15 protein-coding genes and 1 pseudogene are annotated in these 15,899 nt (G+C 53.3%); 1 reads left to right on the top strand and 15 read right to left on the bottom strand.

Features of this window, described 5'->3' with window-relative positions; translation table 11 throughout:
- Positions 1–19 precede the first annotated feature (19 nt).
- Entirely contained in the window at positions 20–1,096 is a 1,077-nt protein-coding gene (locus KVG88_RS21530; protein WP_217872712.1) for a diguanylate cyclase, read from the bottom strand.
- Positions 1,097–1,254: 158 nt separating this feature from the next.
- The gene (locus KVG88_RS21525; protein ID WP_217872711.1) at positions 1,255–1,863 is read right to left on the bottom strand and encodes a TetR/AcrR family transcriptional regulator; all 609 of its coding nucleotides are present in this window, start codon (positions 1,861–1,863) and stop codon (positions 1,255–1,257) included.
- A gap of 215 nt (positions 1,864–2,078) precedes the next feature.
- Between KVG88_RS21525 and KVG88_RS21520 the strand changes: the two genes are divergently transcribed.
- A complete protein-coding gene (locus KVG88_RS21520) occupies positions 2,079–3,134 on the top strand; it encodes an MBL fold metallo-hydrolase (protein WP_217872710.1) in 1,056 nt (351 codons plus the stop codon).
- A 23-nt stretch (positions 3,135–3,157) separates the two neighbouring features.
- Here KVG88_RS21520 and KVG88_RS21515 read toward each other — a convergent pair whose 3' ends face one another.
- From KVG88_RS21515 to KVG88_RS21455, 13 genes and pseudogenes are all read right to left on the bottom strand, one after another.
- Entirely contained in the window at positions 3,158–3,478 is a 321-nt protein-coding gene (locus KVG88_RS21515; protein ID WP_217872709.1) for a helix-turn-helix domain-containing protein, read from the bottom strand.
- Positions 3,471–3,833: a type II toxin-antitoxin system RelE/ParE family toxin gene (locus tag KVG88_RS21510; RefSeq protein WP_264084142.1), complete on the bottom strand. Its 363-nt coding sequence runs from the start codon at positions 3,831–3,833 to the stop codon at positions 3,471–3,473. The genes KVG88_RS21515 and KVG88_RS21510 overlap by 8 nt, the downstream gene beginning before the upstream one ends.
- A 46-nt stretch (positions 3,834–3,879) precedes the next feature.
- Positions 3,880–4,197, bottom strand: a complete 318-nt coding sequence (locus tag KVG88_RS21505) for a helix-turn-helix domain-containing protein (protein WP_217872707.1) — start codon at positions 4,195–4,197, stop codon at positions 3,880–3,882.
- A gap of 119 nt (positions 4,198–4,316) precedes the next feature.
- Entirely contained in the window at positions 4,317–5,288 is a 972-nt protein-coding gene (locus tag KVG88_RS21500; RefSeq protein WP_217872706.1) for a hypothetical protein, read from the bottom strand.
- Between the two features lie 250 nt (positions 5,289–5,538).
- Complete coding sequence (locus KVG88_RS21495; protein WP_217872705.1) at positions 5,539–5,793, bottom strand: colicin E3-like toxin immunity protein; 255 nt, start codon at positions 5,791–5,793, stop codon at positions 5,539–5,541.
- 13 nt (positions 5,794–5,806) lie between these two features.
- Complete coding sequence (locus KVG88_RS21490; protein ID WP_217872704.1) at positions 5,807–6,058, bottom strand: pyocin S6 family toxin immunity protein; 252 nt, start codon at positions 6,056–6,058, stop codon at positions 5,807–5,809.
- Between the two features lie 10 nt (positions 6,059–6,068).
- Positions 6,069–7,261: pseudogene (locus KVG88_RS21485) on the bottom strand (S-type pyocin domain-containing protein).
- 290 nt (positions 7,262–7,551) lie between these two features.
- On the bottom strand, positions 7,552–8,061 hold the full coding sequence (locus KVG88_RS21480; protein WP_217872703.1) for a BRO-N domain-containing protein: 510 nt from the start codon (positions 8,059–8,061) through the stop codon (positions 7,552–7,554).
- 572 nt (positions 8,062–8,633) lie between these two features.
- Positions 8,634–9,428 (bottom strand): DUF6339 family protein, encoded by a 795-nt coding sequence (locus KVG88_RS21475; RefSeq protein WP_217872702.1) that lies wholly within the window; start codon positions 9,426–9,428, stop codon positions 8,634–8,636.
- A complete protein-coding gene (locus KVG88_RS21470; protein WP_217872701.1) occupies positions 9,425–10,330 on the bottom strand; it encodes a hypothetical protein in 906 nt (301 codons plus the stop codon). Before KVG88_RS21470 ends, KVG88_RS21475 begins: the two co-directional genes overlap by 4 nt.
- Positions 10,327–12,180 (bottom strand): hypothetical protein, encoded by a 1,854-nt coding sequence (locus KVG88_RS21465; RefSeq protein WP_217872700.1) that lies wholly within the window; start codon positions 12,178–12,180, stop codon positions 10,327–10,329. Before KVG88_RS21465 ends, KVG88_RS21470 begins: the two co-directional genes overlap by 4 nt.
- A complete protein-coding gene (locus KVG88_RS21460; protein WP_217872699.1) occupies positions 12,177–13,175 on the bottom strand; it encodes a PD-(D/E)XK motif protein in 999 nt (332 codons plus the stop codon). The genes KVG88_RS21465 and KVG88_RS21460 overlap by 4 nt, the downstream gene beginning before the upstream one ends.
- Entirely contained in the window at positions 13,168–15,807 is a 2,640-nt protein-coding gene (locus KVG88_RS21455) for a Z1 domain-containing protein (protein WP_217872698.1), read from the bottom strand. Before KVG88_RS21455 ends, KVG88_RS21460 begins: the two co-directional genes overlap by 8 nt.
- Positions 15,808–15,899: the final 92 nt, after the last annotated feature.

Genomic DNA, 15,899 nt, shown 5'->3' with positions numbered 1-15,899 from the left:
AGGGGCGCGTGTTGACACGCTAAACCGCAAGTGCGCTTGGCGTGTCGAGATCGGCGCTGCTCGCGGCGACGCTGACTTTGTTGCGGCCGGTATTTTTTGCAAGGTAGAGGGCCTTATCGGCGTCATCGAGCCAGGCAATCGAATCGGCATACGACGGGTGAAAACACGCCAGGCCAATGCTCAGGCTGACACGCAGTTCGGGCACTTCCCGGTGTCGGTATTCATGCAGCACCTTGCGCAAGCGATCCATCACTTCCCGAGCCTGATCCAGCGGTATGCTCGGCAGAATCACGCAAAACTCGTCACCGCCGTAGCGCCCGGCCAAGGCACTGTCGCGCAGGTTGCGTTTGAGCTCGACACTCAACTGGCGCAGCACCGAATCCCCGATGATGTGGCCGTAGGTATCGTTGATTGCCTTGAAGTGGTCGATGTCGATTAGCGCAATGGTGGCGGGTGCCTGGTGCTGGCGACAGTTCTGGAACTTTAGCTGCAGCAAGTCCTTCCAGGCCCCGTGGTTGAGCAGGCCGGTCAAACTGTCGGTGCGGCTCAACGCACTCAGGGTGCGTTTATGCTCCGACAATTTGATCGCCAGTCGATAGCAAACCATGCCAACGGCCCATGGATAGAGGGTCAAAATCGGAAGGCAGGCCCACACCTGCAAGGGCGTGGTCGTCGGGTTGAACGACATGCCGAATAGCAGCCACGAAGTCAACACGCCCGCCACCTGGCTCAAACTGCCCAGCACAAACAGCCGCAAGCCACCGGTGGCGACGTTGTTCATCGCCATCATCGACAGAATGGTCACAGTGGTCAGGGGATTTAACTGAATGGTGGCGGCCCAGAAACCACCGCACAGCGAATCGTAAATCAGGTTGCGGCGTTCGGCCTTGTAGGGAAACGTCGATCGGCGCGACAGCTGAAAGGCCACATGCGGCCAGACAAAGGCATTGAGTAGCATCAACACCCAGACCCACATCGGCATGTTCAAGGGATACAGCGCGACGGCGACGCACAAAGACCCGATGCCCAGGCCGATGGCTCTGGGCATGTAGATGCGTCTGGCGAATGACAAGCCCTTGCCGCGATGATTTTCCATAGTTCCCTGCGCCAGATTCATTCTGAAACACATTGCTGCGTAAGATTCAGAGTGACCATTCATCGGTTAAAACGGCGGACATTGTCATTTATTCCAACGGGAATAATCAGTGTCCTTCGGAGCCATTTAATCGCGGCAGGGTGGAGCAGTGGCGTGATCTAGAGCCGGTAGCAGGCCAAGAACATGTCCAGCGCAGAGTCAACGACGGTGCGCTGCATCGCCGGGGAAAGGCTCGGTTGGCCCATGGAAATCTGGGGCCAGAAAGCGAAGGATTTGAGCATGCCCTGGAGCTGTTGAGCGGCAAAGTCAGGGGCAACCACTTTCAAGCGGCCATCGGCCTGCGCGGCACGAATCCACACGGTCAGGCCTTCCTCTCGTTCACCCATGCGGGCCACCATGCTCTGGGCGCGTTCGGGTGAGTGAATGGCCGCGGCAATGGCCACCCGCGCCAGATCGAGAAAATTGTCATCGCCCATCGTCGCCAGCTTGACCGACAGAATCCTTTTCAACTGCTCACGCAACGGCTGGTCAGGGCTGTAGGGCGTTTCCTGTTCTGCCAGCACGCGATCCCACAGTTGGTTGAGAATTTCGGCGAACAACTCTTCCTTGCTGGGGAAATGGTTGTAAACCGTGCGCTTCGACACGCCAGCGGTCGCGGCAATCTTGTCCATGCTGGTGATGTCGAAACCGTTGGTGCGGAATTCGGCAATCGCCGCTTGAATGATGGCTTCGCGTTTTCGGTCGGTGAGACGCTGTGGAGCTGTCATAAATACGCTTCGGCAGAGTGGAAAGGAAAACTACACTCAGCAGTTTACTTGTGATCCGCTTTGATGCAACCTTGAAACTACACTGTGCAGTGTAATGTTTTGTTAATCCTGCCCAGCAAAAATAGAGTGTTCGGCTGATGCGTGCGTGCTTTGGCCATTTATCGTCCCAAGCGGAAAATCGCTAAAACGTGCGGTTTTTCTGGAGTCATTCAGCTATGGCCAATTCAACTTCTCCGGCGATTAACGCGGTGCCTGAAGCCTCCCGACAGGCTCAAGGGCAGTTCCAAAACCACACGCCGATTCAGCGTTTAAGCGTTGGCAAAACCTTGCGCATCTTGTGGAACGCGATGTTCCACAAACCGCGCGACACCCGCCCGACCGCGCCGGTCCCGGTCCAGCCGTTGACCCAAGCGGCGCTCATGGCGGCGCCGAACCACAGCGTGTATCGCCTGGGCCATTCCACACTGTTGCTCAAACTGCGGGACAAATTCTGGATCACCGACCCGGTCTTTGCCGAACGTGCCTCACCCGTGCAATGGGCCGGCCCCAAGCGCTTTCACCAACCGCCGATCAGCCTCGACCAGTTGCCACCGATTGAAGCCGTGATCCTGTCCCACGATCACTACGACCACCTGGACTATCAGGCCGTACTGAAACTGGCCGACAAGGCCAAGTACTTCCTCACCCCGTTGGGCGTGGGCGACACCCTGATCAAGTGGGGCATCGACGCCAGCAAAATCCGCCAACTGGACTGGTGGCAAGGTACGGAAGTCGACGGCATCCAGTTCATCGCCACCCCGTCGCAACACTTCTCCGGCCGTGGCCTGTTCGACGGCAACAGCACGCTCTGGGCCTCATGGGTGATGATCGACGCCGCCACCCGCATCTTCTTCAGCGGCGACAGCGGTTACTTCGACGGCTTCAAGCGCATCGGCGAACAATACGGCCCGTTCGACCTGACCCTGATGGAAACCGGCGCCTATAACGTCGATTGGCCACACGTGCACATGCAACCTGAAGAAACCCTGCAAGCCCACATCGACCTCAAGGGCCGCTGGCTGCTACCCATCCACAACGGCACCTTCGACCTGTCGACCCACGCATGGTACGAACCCTTCGACCGCATCCTGGCCCTGGCCTGGGAACGCAGCGTTTCGATTACCACACCGCAAATGGGCGAAGCGTTCAACCTGATGCATCCGCAGCGTGGTGAGGCTTGGTGGTTGGCGGTGGAAGGGGAGAGTGAGCGAGCGACTGTGCAGAGCGCGTGAATTGAGTTCTTGAACCGCGCGACTTAACTAAAGACCACTTCAAGTCGGCCTTCTTTGCGTGATCGGGGGGCCGATTTGACTACGATTTGCACGTCACGCCCGAGCAGCAACAGACACTCCATCATCTTGGCTTCACTAATCCCACGAAACTTTCCGCGCAACATCTCAGAAAGTTTGGGCTGCGACAGTCCCAAGATTTCCGACGCCTGAACTTGGGTCAAATGACGAGCCTTGATGATCTCACCAATTTTAGCGGCCAACTGGGATTTGACTCGCATTTCATTGGAGTTGGGAATCCCAAGGTCTTCATAGACATTGCCGCTGCTTTCTTCGATTTCAATCATTTTCTGATCCTTTCGCATGATCCTGCGCTGCTTGAAGTCTCATTCTGATCAGATCGATGTCGCACTGAGTGGTTTTAATGCCCGTAGTCGACTTTTTCTGAAAACAGTGCAGAACATAAATTGCTCTACCAAAACGAACTGTATAAACGGCGCGGTAGGTGTTCGTATCGAAGTCCTCAATCAACTCAAGGACTCCCGCACCTCCAAAACCCTTGAGAGGCGTTGCGGCTGGATGTTTCTTGCCGCTTTGCGCCAGATCGAGAGCGTGACCAAAAACATCCTGTACATCTGCGGGCATCTGCTTCAGATCTTTCTTACTGCTGCTAACCCACAGGAGTGGCTTCCTTGTATTCATGCGAAAATATACCTAAATGGGAATAAACGTCAATCGATGACTTCGCTCACTCCACCATCGCAAAATCCGCCCGCCCCACCGGATTCGGCGTAGACCCTCTCAAATTCATCCCACGCCCCGGCGCAAACCCCGGGAAAAACACCAACCCTTCCGATTCAAACCGATAAGCCAGCGTCAACCGCGTGACATCCAGCACATCCTGTTGTGCCTCGAAGCGCTCAATGGCTTCGACAGACACCGAAGCCTCCCGCGACAACTCTTCCACACTCCAGCCCAGCATCGCTCGGGCCTGGGCGCAGTGGGCCGGGGTGAATTGGAAAAGGGCGATACGTTCCAGGGTGATTTTCATCGCTTGAGAGGCCATGGTGTTCTCCGGCTCGAGAGTGTTGAGTCAAAATGTACTGTGTTTTTGTACAGTTGTTTTGAGCCGGGATCAAATGCAATTTTTGATTTGTGTTTTTGGCCAGACGAACGGCGCGCGATTTATTTACCCGCCAACCCCGGCGCCTCCCGCACCATAAAGTGATCCAGATTCTCGATGCTGGCGCTGAACACCCCGAACGTCTGCTCGGGTTTTTTCTTGCTCGGCACCTGCTTCAACTCCGGCGTCACGCCATAAAAGAAACAATAGAGTTCCCGCCCGCTCTCGATGGCGTGCTTGATCTCCTCCAGGAATGCCTTGCGCTTACGGTAGGTGTCGATCAGCTTTTTGCTGAGGTAAACGTTGACCGAATACGGCTTCTTCTCCAGCCAGACTTTTTTCTCGAAATCGATGCGAAAGCTCTGGGTGTAATCCTTGATCTCCTTGATCTTGCCCCAGTAAATCAGGCCCTTGTTGTCCTGCAGATATTCGATCTTTTTGAAAAACGATCCGTAGGGCGCAGTGTGCTCGCCAATCTTCAGCGGCATGCGCTTGAGCAAATCCTTGTCGTCGAAATTCGACACGAAGCATTCGACGGGGTGGGCGAAGATGCTGGTTTTGTCGGGTGCCGAATCGCGGCTTGGCTGCTCAGTGCCGCTGGTTTGCGAGGGGATTTGTGGCTCGTCGCGTTGAACATCCGCACCCGCTACCGGGCTGGATGATTTGCGCACATACGCACGGCGAGTCAGCAACAACTCTGAAGGAAAATGCTCCTCACGACTGTCATCCGTTTCCGCCCCATCAGCGTCCACACCCGGCGCCGGTGCCTTCAGGCTGACATAAGGACAACCCTCGACATGCCGGGTACTCGGCAGGTTCTTGAAGTGCGGCGTGCGCACGTAATTCACGTTCTTGGCGTTGAACGTTCCCAGCACATTGGCCGCATCAAAGGTCAAGCGACAGGCATCGTTGGGACACTGGAAATGCTCTTTCGCGGAATCGAACGCCATGGTTTCGTCGAAATTCAAATCGCGCACGTCATAGATCGACAACTTGTCGTCGAGGCTTAGGCAGTAGGCGAGGTCGAATTTCATGGCAGGCTCGGGTCCTTGAGGGGGAAGGGTATTAATAGCGGGAGGCGAGTCGAGTTGCACTCACTGTCTTTAACACACCGCAAATTTCCAGTAACCCACTAAACCTGTAGGAGCGAGCCTGTTCGCGATTCCCATCAACGACACAGTATCCATGTCGAGCACCGACACTATGGCGAGGGTAGCTTGCTCCCGCTGGGCTGCGCAGCAGCCCCAAAAACCATCGGATGTGGGGCCCGGCAATCATCCTGATTTACCATTTGTCCCGATAGATAAACGCCACTTGGTAGTCATAGGTAGACAAGCGAATGACATGGAGGAAATGGGATTGAAGCGTATTGACCCAGTGCGGACCAACGTCAAACCCACCGTTGTTTACATTGTTTTCGATTGGCATACCAAGCGCCTCGATCACAGAGTCATCATCGCCAAAATCTTGAGACAGCTCCTCCCCTTCGCCTAGATCGGTTTCCTTGTCGTACCACTCAAGTCTTATTTTCAACCCCATAGCTCACCCTGTTTCATTGCTTGGCACAAGTTCCTATGAAGTACTCCAAGCCCTCAGGAAATCTAACGCCTAAAATTTCGGACAGTGCCGTTACTTGAGACTCGTTCAAAAGTAACTCGCCTGGTTCCATTTCAGCAAGTGGCTTGGATTCAATGAGTTGAGCGACTTTTTCATTGAGTTCACTGCCATCAATGTCCAATTCGAATTGTAAAGAATCGTCCTTCTTATCGTCCGGATAAAAGCCAGTGATTAATAGGTAGCGCATGTTTTACTCCTTAATTTCTTGAGGTTTTCCTACCCGGTTTCGCTGGTTTTGTTTGCTCGCCGGTAATGTGATTGTATTCACCAAGGTGAATCCCCAGTTTGTCGTATTTTCCACGGCATTACTTTTGTAGTCCCACTCATTAATTCGTCCTTTACGGTCAACCCAACGGGCGCGCTTCCTTCCACCTCCTTGAACAGATGACTTTGATTTTGCTCGAACTGCATCGGGGAAAGCGGGTAGCGATTTCGGGTGGTCATAATACGAATGATCCCCCATTTGACTGACAACGATATAAACCGGCCTAACCCCCGACCCCACCGGAAACACAAGAATGAAATCCTTGTACTCAGGCGGATAAACCGGATTCACGATGATGCTGTCAGCCTGTTTCGTCGGCGGGTAAACCCAGATATGCGGCGCCTGCGGAGCAGCTTCCAGTTTGGGGATGCCGAGAATGTCGGAACCGTCTTCAGCCGGGGTCCAAATTAGTTCGATGCCTTCTCCCAGGTCTGCGACGTATTGGCTGTCGCGCAAACCGATCTGCACGACATCGACCATTTCCCAATCGCGGTTCTTGCCGGTGTAGAAACCGTAACCCTTGAGGGTGCCGTCGGCCTGCTGTTCGATATGCAGGCGCACGCGAGTGCGGGCCTGTTTAAGGGCACGGAGTTGGTCTTCGCTATAGAGGGCGCTGTCACCAAGACTGGGTGTCCAGAACACAGCGACCATGGCAGCCAAAGCAGTCGAACCGGCCGCGCTGACTGCGCTCACCACCGGCGCCGCAACAGCCGGCGCGCGAAGTGCAAGTCGGCCGATGCCAAGGGAAAGGGTAGAGCCGCTGACCGTCTGCAGATTTAACAGACCGCCATCGTCCACTTCCCGAGCGCCGAGCCAGGCGATCTCGCCGTAGTCCTGAAGGCTGTCGGTCGGCACCATCCCCGAGGGATTGGAGTAATTGATGACCGCATCCGGCAGCTTGCAGGATTTGGCGAAGACGCATCCGACTTGAACCGGTTTCTGTCCGACCTCGGCAACCTGGAGATTGCGCATGTATTCGTCTTGCCTGGCGAGCATGGCCTCGTAGGCATTTTGCCGAGCTTCGCGCTCAGCCAGTTCGCTGGGCGTCATGAAGCGGTAGGTGACGTGATGGCCGTCACCGGAAGGTGGGTTTTTAACCTTGGGAATGTCTTTGTTGCCAGCCACTGACTGTCCTTGTGTGTTCGTCCATCGGCAACCCTGTAGAAGGGCTGCGCGACGTTAGCGAACGGGACGGGGCGTGGCAGTAGGATGGTTCTTGAATGACTTTAGGAAATGTCTCTGTTTCTCTGGATTGTGGCGAGGGAGCTTGCTCCCGCTGGGCTACGAAGTGGCGCCAAAACCTTAATTGGTGGAGCTTCAGCCAAACCGACGCGTGCGATTAGACGGTTCGTACTCAGAAACAAAAACATCCGCTGCCTGTATTTCAGACCGCGGATTATCGTAGGGGCGAGCAATCAGTATCCGCGCATTACTCGTGATGCCTTCCGCCACCAGGATTCATGTCGATTGAAAGGATCATCGGCCAGCACGCACGGCATATCCCGCAACCGAATCCACGGTTCATCTTGCCAATGCAACATGCAGAGCGACATCTTCGGCCAATCGAGCACACTCAACGTCGGACGCTCCACTAAGCGCGACGGCTGCGCATCACGCAGCGCAGGCACCACTTGATGAGTCAGCCACTCCCGCAGTACCCGATTCTCAGGGCAGTAGTGATAAATCAACAACGCATACGCACCTGATTCGCTCACCATCAAACGTTCTTTGGCGGTGCCGTAGGCCTCGACGAGCATCATCTGCCTCTGGTCTGCATCCAGCTTGCGCGTCATGCGTTCATCAAGGTGTTTACCTATCAGTCGTCCTAGATCATGCGCGCAGAACCAAGCCTGGTTCTCCAAAAGAAGGGCATGCAAATGGACATTGTGACGGGTGAAAAGGGCGGGTTTGAGTGATTCAGGCATGGTGTGCCTCCTGAAGCGGAAGCAAGTGGTTGGATCTGTGGGCAGGGCGATTCACCTTCATCGTGAAGGTTGGATAGTCAGGCATTTCCTTTACCTCTGGCTGCTTTCTTAGGGCATTCGTTAAGGGTGTCGGGAGCTAAGAAACCCACCAGAGACGGGCCGGACATATTCCCCTTTCGGGTCTTGTATTCGCCCACTCCCGACATAACGGGGATTTTCTCGTAGGCGTAGAGAAACCGCAGACGAAAAAAAGCCGCATGACTGTCGGGTGCGGAGGACCGCTCTGGTTTAGACGTTTCTTAGGCGCCGAGGTGAGATCGTATTAGGTCAACGCTGCACGGTCAACCCGCCAGATCAGTCATCATTTGCCAGGCAAAGTATGTTAGGCAAACCATCTGAACCGAGCGGATTTGGATTTCAATGCGAGCTAAACCGTACAGTCCGAAAGCCTAAGAAAGGTTGCCGAAAAAAATCAGCTCTCCTCGGGGTAAAGTTCCATTCGATAGATGAGGTCAGTTTCAATCAGCATCTATTCCTCTATCACTCGATCACTCGATCACTCGATCACTCGTTCAAGTCGCAAGCTCAGGCTCCTCTGTTTTAATAACCGCACGAGCCGCAGTATTGAATGTATCTGAGACTACGCCCTCCAGCTCCTCGGAAGTTAGATATCCCAAATCGATGATCTGATTCTTCATTCTTAGAATTTTGGTGGCAGAACGCATAACGTCCTCCATTGGACCTCGACCGACCTTATTTGACGTGCGGAGCCAGCCTTCAGCTATTGCCATGGCAAAGGGAGGGTTCCCGCCAATTGATGCACGCTCGAAAATCTGAACCATTGCATCCTCGGTCAGTTGTTTTATCAGCTCCCAGCGCTGCGAGTGCCCGTCTCTTCGATCCAGAACTGTACCCCGCACCCATAACCGCTGGAAAGAGTTGCGAACACCTCCTGCAAATCTCGCCACCCGCTCGCGATTTTTATCAGTGAAACGCCATGCGACGATGTCAGGCGCCAATACAGTTGTCATGAACGCCCATACGTCATCACGCAATGCTTCGCCAGTTTTTAACTCCTCCAATTGGCCAAGGTAAATGGCTGCGTCTTGGTCGAACTGAGCTCTGGCTACTTGGGTATTGGCGGTGGGGAACCCGGCTTTTTGAGCGATTCTTCTGAGTTCAGCAGTTATATTAACGGCCACGCTATCTGCTCTAGTTCCGCCACTCGAAGCGCTGGTCTTCAACGCCGAGTATTCTCTCAAACGGTCGATGCTGTCTCTGGCAGACGGAGACTCACTCTTGAGTTTTTCGAGGATTGTGGCGACACCGTGGGCTTTCAGACGAGGAAGAAGTGGAACACTCTTCATTTATTATCCCCAAAATCAGCTGTCGCAAGAATCAAGGCTTTAAACTTTCCAGGTGCATAGCTCCGCAATTGTCTAATGTTCTCCATACTTTGTCCCGGAAACGACATCTCCATCCACGCTCTCGCTTGATAACCTATTGAACCTTCCTCATATCTATAAAGTTCGGCTGCATCCTCAACGTCGATAGCGGCTTCAATTATCTGTGTCATCACGTCAGCTACCATTGCCTGAAGCGTCAGCGCATCACCTTCGACGAACCTTGAACAAATGCGTTCGATATCAGAATTGACATAAAGCCTTACATTACCGCTGAAGTCCGCATCAAGCGCTGTCGGGTTCCAATCGACAAGCCAGGGTGCATATTGCTCGGGCCTGGCTTTGAAGCTTTCTGAAAAGCTCGCAAGTTCAATAGGAAATCTCGAATCGCCACCGTCTTCGATGAGGATATTTTTATGATGCTGCCAGAGGCGGGCGCCCTGCTGCTTTGGAGATAGCAGACTCCCAGAGTCAACTGGGGCTGCAAGAACGATTCTCAGGCTGAGCTGAAGCTGCCCTGAAAGGGTACGTCCCGGGATGGTTGCCTCGAGCGTAACTGCAGGTTCGTCGATATCTATTACGGCAGTCTTCAGGCGATCTACTCGCCGAGGCAAGCTACCAGAGCCGGTGCCCGCCACAAGTACTACTGCCAGTTTTAAATCCGCAGCATCTATTCCTAATCGATCTGCTGCTTCTGTGAAATCTATATGGACATGGATATTGACTTGGACGTCTTGTTCATAATCCCAATTTTCCAATATGTCGGAAGCCGGGAACAATGGTTCACCCGGAGGCCCGATCATCCAGCCGCTGAAGTCGACCAGTTCATTCGGAAGTGTAAGAAACGGGAGGGCTATACGGCTCATTCTCTACCTTCGTTCAGAAAGTGAAGTCTGATACCTACGGCTGCTTCTGGTGGGCTCAGAACCGAAATGCTAATGGTGCCGCTTTCAGTACCTACCTTGATGGTTGATCCCGCAGCGAATTCGTCAGCGGTATTAAACGACATTCCGATTACTCGGGTTTCAAAACTTGCCGGCAAGTCCTCGCTGTCAGCTAAGGCACCGTCTGCAATTAGATGAGATACAGCCGATATTTCAAGTGCTGCATTCGTCCCGTCGTTTTGAAGATCCGCTTCAAAAATGGCGCAACGTCTATTTGAATTATCAATTTCAAGCCGGATAAACCGAGCTGGAGATATGACAAGCTCCTGTTTTGCGGATGGTGAGCGGGGGGAGGGCTTTGGCCTGCCCGGACCTGTTCCCGAAACTGAATCAAGCAGCCGCCCCAACCGGCTAGCAGTACCTGCAAGCGAAGGGCCACGCTCATTGCTCCCTTTTGCGACCGAGATGACTGGAGCTGCGAAAGTATTGGCGGCGTGTTCGATTCGCCTGAGAGCCCCCCGTACATATGTCCTCGCATTGCGGTCGGGAAGATTGTCAGGAATCCAATCGTCATGTGCAGGAGGTTCGGACATTGCAAAGACGGATTCCACCTCATCCTCATCCGAACATACAAATACCCCAGCCCACTCAAAGCGAGCATCGGCAAAGGGAGTACCCTCAATGTATTTTACGACCAGCTCAACAGGCCGCATTAGGGCGATATGACAGGCCTGCTCGGGTATTTCGGAATTCTCATCTAGAGCGGCGCCCACGCGATCGGCGCAAAGCCCTTTCTTGATGATTAGCTTGCCCAGATCCATTCTTGGGCGCTCGCTTCTGATAATTTGCACATCATCGGAGTCGTCTCTATAAGCCTTCATAGCTGACGCGAACAGATCAAAGGGGGGGAAGTTATCCGGAACCGGCAACACCACTTCCTGCTCCTCAATTTCCACACGAATAGTGAGTTTCTTTTCTTCAGGAGTTGATTCCGTGAGTCGTGGCCAGAAGTTCCAGAGAATCGTTTCCTGGATATAGCTATCGACCGACCTAGTGCCTTCTCCCTCCTCGATGTAAGGATCAAGGATAAGAATTGAAGTACCCGTATTGTTCAAGTCTCGCTCAGGCAACCCAAGCGAAACCGCCAGTTCAGCCGCATGGGGTCCAGTGACGGGATCGATGCCGTCATCTCCATCGCTGATGCCCCACCAGTGCCTCCCCGTAAATCGTCTGCGCTTGTTATCGGCTGTATCTGCATCGAATGCCGACCCCAAGTGACAACCCATGAATCTTCGTACGGGTTTACCTTCACAGGTGGTCTGGCTATCTACGAGAATCGTCGAACACGCACTCATTGCATATAGAGATGTTTTCCCGTAACCGTAGGTCCCTCCTCCGTGATATGTGTCGCGAGCAACGCCTACGTTACGCAGAAAGTTCACGAAATTGAGCGCTTCGCCCCCATCTGAAGCAACATCCCCCGACGTCGGCCCACCCAACCCGATGGAGCGGAAGTCACAGATTTCCAGCACCTTGAGGCCAACCGTCCCGATTGAAGTTGCTATCTCGTTTCGTGTGTGATCGCCCAACGGAAGGTCTGCGAGTGCAAACTCTCTCAAGGCCATGCACTGATGAGATGTCAGCGTACGAAATCGAATCAACAAAGATGGACCAGCCCCAGGCAGAGCAGCATCGATGCTGTTCTGGATAGATTCTCGGAGAACTGTCTGCAGAAGATCTTGAGCGGGGCAGCCCAGCAGCCGTCTAAAACCGTCCGCTGCTATGTTTCCTGTCTTGGCAAAGGGTTCGCTAAAAAGCTCGAGTCGCGTCATCCGGCAATCCTTTTTAATGCGATTTCGAATTCATTTGTCGAGAGTTCGAAGGTCTTTGCATAGCTCAGATCTATCTGATACTCAATAGCCGAAACCCCTTCTGGCAAAAATCCTCCAATGAAATTGGAGCCAATGATTCGCGGAAATCCTTCAGTGACCCTGTAGACATTCAGTCCTTCTAGGTCAAAGGAAAGGCGATTCCATTCCTCGCCATGAGGATCTGAGCATCCCAATGCTTCTAACCCCCTTTCAAGCGATTTTTTATCCGCCCCTGATCTCAGCAGATCGTCAAAAACCGAGCCTACCGAAAGTTGACCATTTTCTACCCGCTCCAGCCGAACATGGGCAAGGTGAAGTGTACCTCCGTCTGGAGGAGCCAACTGGTCAATGCCATGGATAGACACTCGAGTTTTATCGGATCGACCAGATGTCTTCACCTCGAGCGCATGGATACCTCGACGAAAATCATGGCGAAGTTCAAAAGGTCCAGTCCACGTTACCGTGGCAACCTGATTGTGAGCGACAAGGTGCCGCATTACTTCAAGCTCCCCTACCAATCCCTGAATCTTGTTTTCCGGGACTTCTTCACGAGTCTTCTCTTTCAACAGTTCCCGGAAATCATCGATAGATGCAGTGACTGCCTTGAATGGTGAAAACCCCTCCTTGATCCTTCGAAGGATTTCCTCTGCCAGTTCAGCAAACACCACATCAAGAGCTAGTTCCAGGCACATGATGTCGATAAACAATGTTGTCTTGCTGGATACCAGGTAGCTCGAGGTTGTCACGAGGAGTTTGGAAGTTGACGTCAGCTCACGGGCTGCAACCCGTCCCCCTATAGGCACTAGAAGCCGAGGCTGTCCCTGAGCTCCGATCGCGTAGCGCGCTGTGCCGAAACCCGTCGCGATACCCGAATCAATACTGGGAACCTCAATCACCCCATCACCCGAGCCGTTCTCCTTCAGACGCTTCCAGCGCTCGATCGCCCTCTTACTCATCAACCGCCCCATCCAACGCTTCGGCCAACAATTCCTCTTCCGATGCAATCTGCTCAGGTACAGGGGCGTCCAGCTCAACCGAGAAATAGTCGCCCGCTTGATCCGGTGCTCCTGGGAAAACAATACCAATACCTATCAAGTCACTAACGGCGTCCAAGTCTTTGCGAGATGTCGACTGCGCCTCGGACTTACCGTCGATCACGTATAGCAAGAGGAGCGGGATTTGTGGGCGGTCATTTTTGATTTCCGCCCAGCTTCCATTACTTTTCACTGTCTCCGGGTCCATGGTGTCGATAAGGATGTCGCTTTTCGACATCAACGCTTTGATGTCGGCATATCCTCTCTCGTTGTCTTTCAACTGAGAGCGGCGAGCAGCATTCACCTGGCCAAGAACGCCCAGTGGTTTTTCAGCCTCTCTCTTGCCAGTGGGAGTGATGATGCCGACATTCCATTTCTGTAGTCTGTCTGCTGCTTGGTCGATATAACCGAGAAGAAGATCTTTCTTTAGATCCATGTGGTGTTCACATATGTCATAAGCCACCAGAAATTTGCGGACCTCCTGGAGGGACACTTCTCGTGCGAGATGACGCTTGCCTCCACCTTGAGTTTCGAATGGGTGCTTAGCGAATACATGGTCAACGAACTGAACGGCAGCGTCCCAATTGCCCGATACCTTGGTATCACTCTGATGATCAAAGCGGATGGTTTGCACATGTCGGCCCTCGAAGCTGATATTGCTGCGATAGGCATGCCGCATCTTGGATGCAGCAGTAATCGCCATGCCTGGGATGGAACGAACCCTGACCGCGAACTCTTTGGGAGTGACGCCATGCTTGCGGTAGTTGCTGATGTCTTCGCGGATCTCTTCCTCAATACGCGCCAGCGCACGGAAGTTGGACGCGAGTTCAGCAGTCGTCCAAAGGCGAGGAAGATCCTCATAACCCTTTCTATAGCCGAACCAGCGCCCCATCTGAAGCAGGGTGTCATATTGCATGGAAGTGCGCAGGAAAAATGAAACTGAAAGACCTTCAAGTGTCAGTCCGCGGGCTAGCACTGTCCCCCCAACCACGATGTAAGTCTTGGGTTCTTGGGTGTAATCCAACCGCTCAAAACTCTCTCCGTTTTCGATAGCGAATTCCAGAGTATCGAGAGTGCTCTTGAGATGAGGGCGAAGGTTGGCCAGCGAATATATACCGTCATACTCTAGCGGAACTTGGTCTGTCTCCTCCTTGAGTACTTGCTTCATCTTATTTTGGAGCTCACCAAAATCGCTGGTTAGTTGAGCTAGGTTGCCTTCGATCCATTGCTTAATGAGCTTCGCCATCCGCTCGTGCTGGATGATGTAAGGGGATGTATGGACCAGCATCGTCATATGTTGGTCATGCTGCCCGCGGGCTCTTCGGATTGCACAACTAAGAAGGAACCAAAGCACTGCATTTTCCAGTTCTTCAGTCATCTGCGGGTGGAATGAATCTTTTTCGCTGATGCGGACGGGGCGCAAGACTTTGAGCTTTTCCTCCGGCACATGTCGAATCATGTTTCTGCCGGCCTCTTCTGGCGACTCAGGGCCATCAGGATCGGCTGGAGCGTAACCGAACACCTCCCTCGCACCAAAATATCCGTCAGTGCGAGGCAAAGTGGTAATGAAATCCTCCGGATAGAGGTCGTCGAGATCGTTCTGATTTAATGGGTAGGGATCGATGAACACGTTGGCAAATGGTGTTGCGGTGTACCCCACATAAGATACCGCTGGAAGTGCTCTTAGAATCTTGCGGATCTCCGCATTGATCCGTGTCATGTCGTAATCATTATTCGACGAGTTAACCGACGCTTGATCGCACTCATCGTCAATCAGCAGCACCTTGAGCTGCCGAAGTATTGCCAAGGGAGTCTTAGGCTTGCCTTTGTCATCGATAATAGTCTTTCTGAAGGTCTCAAGCCTCGAGGTGATTTTCTTCATCACGACCAACTGCGCTCGTCCGGGAACAGGCATCGTAAACGAACCATTCGCAGGGTATGTATAATCCCCGTCGTTCTGCTCGGTGGTGTAAAGCTGCCAGAAATGGCGGTGACGATTTACGATGTCGTGTTCTATACGTCGTTGGGTCTGCGCCCGCAACTTGTTGGTCACTCCGCCCAGCAGCACGATTAGGTTATATCCGGCGTCCACCGCTTTGGCGATCACGGAGGTCATATTCGCGGTCTTGCCAGACTGGACATAGCCCACTACAAGGCCTCGATGGCGAAAACTTTCGTTATTTGGATTTGCAAGTAGCGATACAACCTCTGACGAGCTCTCATCGATAGACGCAATGGTGCTTTCGTCCCAACCCTTGCTGTTCTTGAGATATCCCTTCAGTGCCGGCCAGTGAACATCCTTAGAGCTAGGTCCCTTGTACCAAGGATCCCTTTTCTTAATCAAAGAGCTGCGACGCAAGATCTCAACATCCTCCAACGACGCGACTACCTGCTCAAGCGCTACTGCAAGATTCTGGTCCATCTCGGAGGTAAAGGAGAAACCAATGCTGGTGAGATCTTTTTTTAGGGCTCCTGCAGCCTGCTCTGGAGAATCGTGCGTAGGTAGTTTCTCGCGGATCTGACGGGCGAAGGTTTCAACCTGCGGGTTTGTCATCGAAGCAATCCTTACTTTCAATCCATAGGTATAGGCGCTGCTGGCTCGCTGAGCATGTACCGTCCAACTTCCAGGCCACCTGCAATGTGTGG

The organism is Pseudomonas azerbaijanoccidentalis (genome assembly GCF_019145495.1).
Lineage (GTDB): Bacteria > Pseudomonadota > Gammaproteobacteria > Pseudomonadales > Pseudomonadaceae > Aquipseudomonas > Aquipseudomonas azerbaijanoccidentalis.
The sequence above is the reverse complement of the archived record's forward strand: the minus strand, read 5'-3'. Positions and strand labels throughout refer to the sequence as shown.